The organism is Dolichospermum sp. LEGE 00246 (assembly GCF_015207865.1).
Taxonomy (GTDB): Bacteria; Cyanobacteriota; Cyanobacteriia; order Cyanobacteriales; family Nostocaceae; genus Dolichospermum; species Dolichospermum heterosporum.
Genome location: NZ_JADEWA010000307.1, coordinates 1 through 6,545, shown reverse-complemented (window position 1 = coordinate 6,545; position 6,545 = coordinate 1). Strand labels below are relative to the sequence as shown.

The window sequence follows — 6,545 nt, the reverse complement described above, 5'->3', positions numbered from 1 at the left end:
TTGACACTCTCCGGTCTAAAGACGCGGAGATTCTATAGAGAGTTTCAGTCTATATCCCTCAGTTATCCCAGTTTCAGGCACTGCCTTAAATATTTGGGTTCTTGCCCTGATTTCGTTGGCCCTGGCGGGCGAAATCATATCTGACAAGCGTAACTTTCCGAGAGTCCCTCGGTAGCTTTTTATGTCTTTAGTGACAATATAGTTGTATCACGAATATGGATTAAAATCAATGCAGGATTTATCCTGCCTCTAGCCTTCATCCCTTGTCTAAAGCCCAAATGTGGCTTCCTGAGTCACCCACATTTTCAAGGGTTTTCGGCGTTCTTCCTTATAAAAAACTAGACCTCATAACATCAGGAAGTGCTGTAACAGGAAAAGTCAGATTCCCTGTTCCCTGCCCTCATAGACAAATTTTATGGCTTACGCCACGCTACGCTATCAGCAAACCCTAAATAAAAAGATCGTAAGCTTTTTTGTCTATTATTAAAGAAATATCACATTAAGCCTAATTATAATGACTCTGGATGAAACTCCCAATCACACCCATTCTAGTAATCCTTTACTTACCCTCAACTATGAATCAGCCTTAGAATCTCTAGGTGATGATTACTATGATCAAGTTGTTGCGGAAGAATTTCCCCAACATATTTTACGTTGGCGCAATGACGTACTACTACCACGCTTAGGAGTTGATCCCCAAGTAGTTAAAGACGAAGATTTTATTAACGCTTTTGGTAAATTTGAGGGACGAGAACCCCTATTAGCACTACGTTACCACGGCTATCAATTTGGACAATATAACTCCCAATTAGGTGACGGTAGAGGCTTTCTCTATGGGCAAGTGCGGGGTATTGATGGGGAATTATACGATTTTGGGACAAAAGGGTCGGGAAGAACCCCCTACTCGCGCGGTGGTGACGGAATGTTAACACTTAAAGGAGGGGTGCGGGAAGTTCTTGCCGCTGAAGCACTTCATCGTTTAGGTGTTCGCACTTCTCGCTGTCTGAGTATGATTGAGACGGGTTTAGGACTGTGGCGCGGTGATGAACCTTCGCCAACTCGTTCTTCTGTCATGATTCGCATGAGTAAATCCCATATTCGTTTTGGTACTTTTGAACGATTAAACTTTTTTAAAAGACCTGATTTAACTCAAAAATTGTTAGATCATGTCATTGAACAGTATTATCCCTATTTACAGACTGAAAATGATAAATATGCTTTATTTTATGCTGAATTAGTGCAGCGCGTCGCTGAATTAGTAGCTCAATGGATGGCAGCGGGTTTTTGTCATGCAGTTCTAAATACTGATAATATGTCAATTACTGGGGAAAGTTTTGATTATGGACCCTATGCCTTTATTCCTACTTACGATCTCCAATTTACTGCTGCATATTTTGATTATTATAAACGTTATTGTTATAGTCAACAACCAGGGATTTGCAAGTTGAATTTAGAACTTTTGCAAGAACCATTAAAGGCGATAATTCATCAAGGTGATTTGGATATTGCTTTATCTAAGTTTGCTGAATATTACCAAGCTGAATATCGAGCTTTAATGTTGAAAAAATTGGGTTTTGAAAATTTACAATTAGAGGAAGCTGATGAATTTCTGCGGTTAACTATTACCTTTTTACATGATAGTCAAGTCGGTTATCATCAATTCTTTGCTGATATAGCGGCTACCTTTTCTAGTAAATGGCGAGATGATCCCGCTTTGGTGATGGATGGTTCAGAAATTATTCCCACATTAGGAACATCAGCGACTTTTGATAATTGGTGTTTTCTTTATCATAAAATTCTCAATCATTTTGATCTTGATCAAATGGATAAAATTCACAAAACTTTGATTGAATCTAATCCAAAAACAGCTTTATTAAGACCTGTAATTGAGTCCGTTTGGGAACGAATCACTGAAGATGATAATTGGCAACCTTTTTATGATTTAGTGGAAACACTGCAAACAGGGAAGTAATCAATCAGAATCAATCAGATCCCCGACTTCTTAAAGAAGTCGGGGATCTAAATTTCCCAAAACTATGATCAGCATTAATTTCAATTACTAAATCAACAGATGATGATTGAATTAAGGGATTAATGAATAATTCGGGATGTAAAGAACGCCAAAAATAATTTACAAATTCTTCTATTTCTGAGTCAGTCATTCCTGATTTACCAGCAGCAATCATTTGTCTTTCTGCTTGCTTGCGCCATGCTAAAGAATAACGGTAATCTGTGGGATAAAGAACTATTAAACTATCTAATCTTTCCCACAGTGGTAAATAATCTTTTAGCTGATTATTCATATCAGAGGCAAATTGTTTATCTACGTCTGTAAGAATAGGTGGTGGTGGAGTTAATAACACTTTAGGAGGAATTGGTTTTACGCCCACAAACCAGCCTTCAAACAGAACAATATCTATAGGATTTGTGATAACTTCAGAAGTAGTGCGATCGCCTGCACCCCCATGAGCGGATTTATCAAATCTAGGAACTATCACAGGACTCTTGCTTTGGTGAATCTGATCGAGTAGACTTAAACCTAGATGAATATCGTGGGTTCCGGGCGGACCACGCCAAACTAACCGGGAATCTTGCTGCATTAAAGCCAAGCGATCGCTATAAGTTTTGTATAAGTCGTCCAAAGAAAAACTTAACGTCCTGTATCCCAACTGCTGGAGAATCAAACCCAGTATGTGGGACATTGTGGTTTTACCTGTGCCTTGTGCGCCTAAAATTCCCTGGATAAAAGGTTTCCCCGACTCTTGATGCTGTGCTGCAATTTTCATTCCCAAAGGTAGCCACACATCCCACAATACCTGCAACATTCCTTGAGGATCAGTTTTTAGGCTAGTTTGACAAAATTGACTAAAATCAGGGAAAACTAACTTCAGTAAATCCCCTCTGTTTTCCATAATTTCAGCCACATGATCAGAAGTAACATTAAACACCTTAGCTCGCAAAGGATCTGCCAATGCTGCGGCTTGTGCTAATACTTGCCAAGATGTGTCCGTTGTCAAAATCTTACTCAACCATTCGCTATTCATAAAATTACGAACCCAGTTTCAAGGCTTCTAGAAATAGACTGTAGATGAAACCAACCTTGAGATAGTTGAGTGTTTCTACCCAAAATGCTTGGCGAGAAAAAAAACTGCGACTGTAAAATATCCTACTGGTAATTTCAGTTAATAGCACTAAAAATCCAGCTACTACGATGTCTAATTCTGCCTTCTGTCCAGCGGTTGTTGATACTGCCGATCCCAGAAAAAAACCAAACAAAAAACTAATTAGTAGTAATGATAACCGTCGCCAAGGATTGAGAAACCATTCACTCAAGCTTCTATAAATTGTTTCTAATAGGTTGTTTAGACGAGTATTTTGCATGAAGAAGGGAATAGAAATAGGCGTTAAAAATTGTCGTTATGGCAAGGCAGGGGGCGGGGAGCAGAGGGAAAAGGATTTAAGTCCTATAGACTTTTATTCACACATTTTGGTTATCTCACGTCCACCTAATTAACCAATCACCAATCATTTGGGTTTAGCTGACAAAAAATCTTATTTCTAAATCTATATCATTATGAAAAACTTCCTCTATCGGTATCGTAACTTCATTATCGGTTTTTCTGTATTAGGATTTATGGGGATCGTAACTGGATGCTTAGATATGAGGATATCCTTGGAGTCTACAAATCCAGAAAAAAATTCACCTATAGTTACAAACACGGTCAATAGTGCTGATGCAATCAATTTAGATAATACACCAAGTGAATCAGTAGAATCAAGTTCACAGAAAAATCACTCTACAGTTGTAGCCTATCGGTTTGATTCGGATAGTAAAACCAAGACTGCTGGATCACTTCGCATGAGCAACAAAACTACTCAACCTGTACGTCTAGCATTATTAGCCAGACAATCATCTCGAAAAAGTGCCACTGCGAATAAATCTAAATCTGGTATTCCGGCTCATTGGGATTTTGCTCCCCAAGAAGGAAATGAGAACGGGTTAATTTTATCTTTACCTCAAGGTAATTTAAAGCTAGAGAAAGGTGATATTTTGGTGGCTTTTGCCCAAGATGGTTCTCGACGCTATTGGGGTCCCTATGTTGTGGGAGAAACTTCTTCTCCACAATGGAATTCGCAAACTCAAGAATGGCAATTGGTGTTAGAAAATAGGTGATATGGGAGGAGTCAGGAGTATGGCTAACGCCACGCTATCAGGAGGTAGGGGCGCAGGTCCTGCGCCCATTCAGCAGTATGGCTAACGCTGCGCTGTCAGAAGGAAGAAGGAGTTGTTGGAATTTTGATAGTAAAGCTTCTCGAAAAAGGTATTTTGAATTGTAAACTGTTGTGTATTGGTAAGGACATGATTACCGTGTCTCTAAGTATGAATTCATGAGTATAAAATTGAGTGTCACCGATAAAGTGGTTGATAAGTGGTTGAATAATTTACAACAGCGTCCAGTCCTGCTTGTAGCTGTTTCGTCCCTGTGGTTGTTGGTGATTGGTTGGATAGCTTTTGGCTGGAATTTGGGGAATGTGGGCTTGATTGATGAAACTGAGCCGCTGTTTGCTGAAGCTTCCCGGCAAATGCTGCTAACTGGTGATTGGATTACGCCGTTTTTTAATGGTGAAACTCGCTTTGATAAACCTGCTTTGATTTATTGGTGTCAGGCGATCGCCTACTCTATTATGGGAGTAAACGAATGGGCTGCTCGTATCCCTTCAGCATTGGCAGCAATGGGTGTAATTGCTTTGGCATTTTATACTGTGCAATGGTATTTTGCCAAAAAAGACGAATTGGCACAAGTTACCAACTTACCCAGACGTTACTTTACTGCCGCCATTGCCGCAGCTTTAATGGCACTCAACGCAGAAATGATTGTTTGGGGGAGAACCGGCGTTTCCGATATGTTACTCAACGGCTGTATCGGTTCAACATTATTATGCTTCTATTTGGGATATGCTCAAAATCATTCCTCAATAGTCATTGCTAATTGGCGACTTCCGAATAAATGGTATTTAGCTTGTTATGTGTTAATTGCTGGGGCAATATTAACTAAGGGTCCGGTAGGTATTGTTTTACCAGGACTGATTATGATTGCTTTTGCCGTATATGTCGGGAAATTTCGGGAACTGTGGCGGGAAATGCAGCCGTTTTTGGGCATGGGGATCGTTTTATTGCTATCACTTCCTTGGTATGTTTTAGTAACTTGGCGTAACGGCTGGAATTTTATTAATGCCTTTTTTATCTATCACAATATAGACCGTTTCACCGAAGTCGTTAATGGTCATTCAGCCCCTTGGTATTTTTACTTTTTAGTCGTTTTATTGGGGTTTGCACCTTATTCAGTGTACATTCCTGCGGCTCTAGTTAGATTCAATCTTTTGCAGCGATCGCATTGGTTAAACCAAGAACGCTCCCAACAACTAGGTTTATTTACCTGTATATGGTTTCTGGGTGTGTTTGGATTTTTCACCATTTCCGTAACCAAACTGCCCAGCTATGTATTACCCTTAATGCCAGCAGCGGCGATTCTTGTGGCATTATTTTGGAGTGATCTTTTCCCCGGTTCACCTACTATTACACCAACGCCTCCCAAATTTTTACGCATCAGTGCTTGGATAAACGTAGGATTTTTAACTATTCTGGCGATCGCACTTTTCAATCTTACCCAAATCGCTGGACCTGATCCCGCTGCTCCTGAATTATATGTACAAATGGAAAGATCAGGAATTCTCAAATTTGGAGGCATAATTTGGTTATTATCCACAATTACTACCGCCATCCTCATCTTAACTCACCGTTACCAGCAGATCATTACGATTAACTTATTAGGATTTATCGCTTTTATTGCCATCGTTTTAATACCTGCTGTTTCCATCATGGATCAACAGCGTCAACTTCCTCTCAGAGAATTATCCGCCCTCATTGTTGAATCAAAACAACCCAATGAAGAATTAATTATGGTTGGATTCAAAAAACCTACCGTGACTTTCTACACGCACAAAAATGTTAATTACATCAAATTTGCTCAACAGGCTCTTGAATATATTCAAAAGCAAGCATCTCAACCAACTAAACCACCATCATTATTACTCTTAGTTGAACAGGGAAAATTTCACGAAATGGACTTACCACCGGATAACTATAAAAGTCTAGCCACCAAAGGTGCTTATCATCTTATTCGCATTCCCTTGAAAACAGCCAAACCAGAAAATATCAACCTGTCTTAAACTATGATTTTTTTGATTGACGTGATTTATGTGATGATTGATTATTGTCATCGTCACAATCAAATAAATCAAATGAATCAAATAAATCATAGTCTAATTTGTCAAAGATTGATTGATCTGAATTAATAACTCTTCCATTGAGATAGAACGAGGTAGTATTTGGAAACCAGAAAATATCAACCTGTCTTAAACTATGATTTTTTTGATTGACGTGATTTATGTGATGATTGATTATTGTCATCGTCACAATCAAATAAATCAAATGAATCAAATAAATCATAGTCTAATTTGTCAAAGATTGATTGATCTGAATT

5 protein-coding genes are annotated in these 6,545 nt (G+C 38.9%); 3 read left to right on the top strand and 2 right to left on the bottom strand.

Annotated features, from left to right (window positions below; all coding sequences use genetic code 11):
* Positions 1-514 precede the first annotated feature (514 nt).
* On the top strand, positions 515-1,972 hold the full coding sequence (locus tag IQ228_RS18100; protein WP_193963813.1) for a YdiU family protein: 1,458 nt from the start codon (positions 515-517) through the stop codon (positions 1,970-1,972).
* A gap of 10 nt (positions 1,973-1,982) precedes the next feature.
* Here the strand turns inward: IQ228_RS18100 and IQ228_RS18095 are convergent, their stop codons facing one another.
* Together IQ228_RS18095 and IQ228_RS18090 are read right to left on the bottom strand one after the other, a co-directional pair.
* The gene (locus tag IQ228_RS18095) at positions 1,983-3,044 is read right to left on the bottom strand and encodes a glycerate kinase (protein ID WP_193963812.1); all 1,062 of its coding nucleotides are present in this window, start codon (positions 3,042-3,044) and stop codon (positions 1,983-1,985) included.
* 4 nt (positions 3,045-3,048) lie between these two features.
* Entirely contained in the window at positions 3,049-3,381 is a 333-nt protein-coding gene (locus tag IQ228_RS18090) for a DUF565 domain-containing protein (RefSeq protein ID WP_053538895.1), read from the bottom strand.
* A 193-nt stretch (positions 3,382-3,574) separates the two neighbouring features.
* Here IQ228_RS18090 and IQ228_RS18085 point away from each other — a divergent pair, with 193 nt between their 5' ends.
* Together IQ228_RS18085 and IQ228_RS18080 are read left to right on the top strand one after the other, a co-directional pair.
* On the top strand, positions 3,575-4,174 hold the full coding sequence (locus IQ228_RS18085; protein ID WP_027401472.1) for a hypothetical protein: 600 nt from the start codon (positions 3,575-3,577) through the stop codon (positions 4,172-4,174).
* 215 nt (positions 4,175-4,389) lie between these two features.
* Entirely contained in the window at positions 4,390-6,231 is a 1,842-nt protein-coding gene (locus IQ228_RS18080; protein ID WP_193963811.1) for a glycosyltransferase family 39 protein, read from the top strand.
* The last annotated feature ends 314 nt before the right edge of the window (positions 6,232-6,545 follow it).

Coding starts and splice junctions, on each gene's coding strand:
- IQ228_RS18100 (WP_193963813.1), top strand. CDS start 515: ATGACTCTGGATGAAACTCCCAATCACACCCATTCTAGTAATCCTTTA.
- IQ228_RS18090 (WP_053538895.1), bottom strand. CDS start 3,381: ATGCAAAATACTCGTCTAAACAACCTATTAGAAACAATTTATAGAAGC.
- IQ228_RS18085 (WP_027401472.1), top strand. CDS start 3,575: ATGAAAAACTTCCTCTATCGGTATCGTAACTTCATTATCGGTTTTTCT.
- IQ228_RS18095 (WP_193963812.1), bottom strand. CDS start 3,044: ATGAATAGCGAATGGTTGAGTAAGATTTTGACAACGGACACATCTTGG.
- IQ228_RS18080 (WP_193963811.1), top strand. CDS start 4,390: ATGAGTATAAAATTGAGTGTCACCGATAAAGTGGTTGATAAGTGGTTG.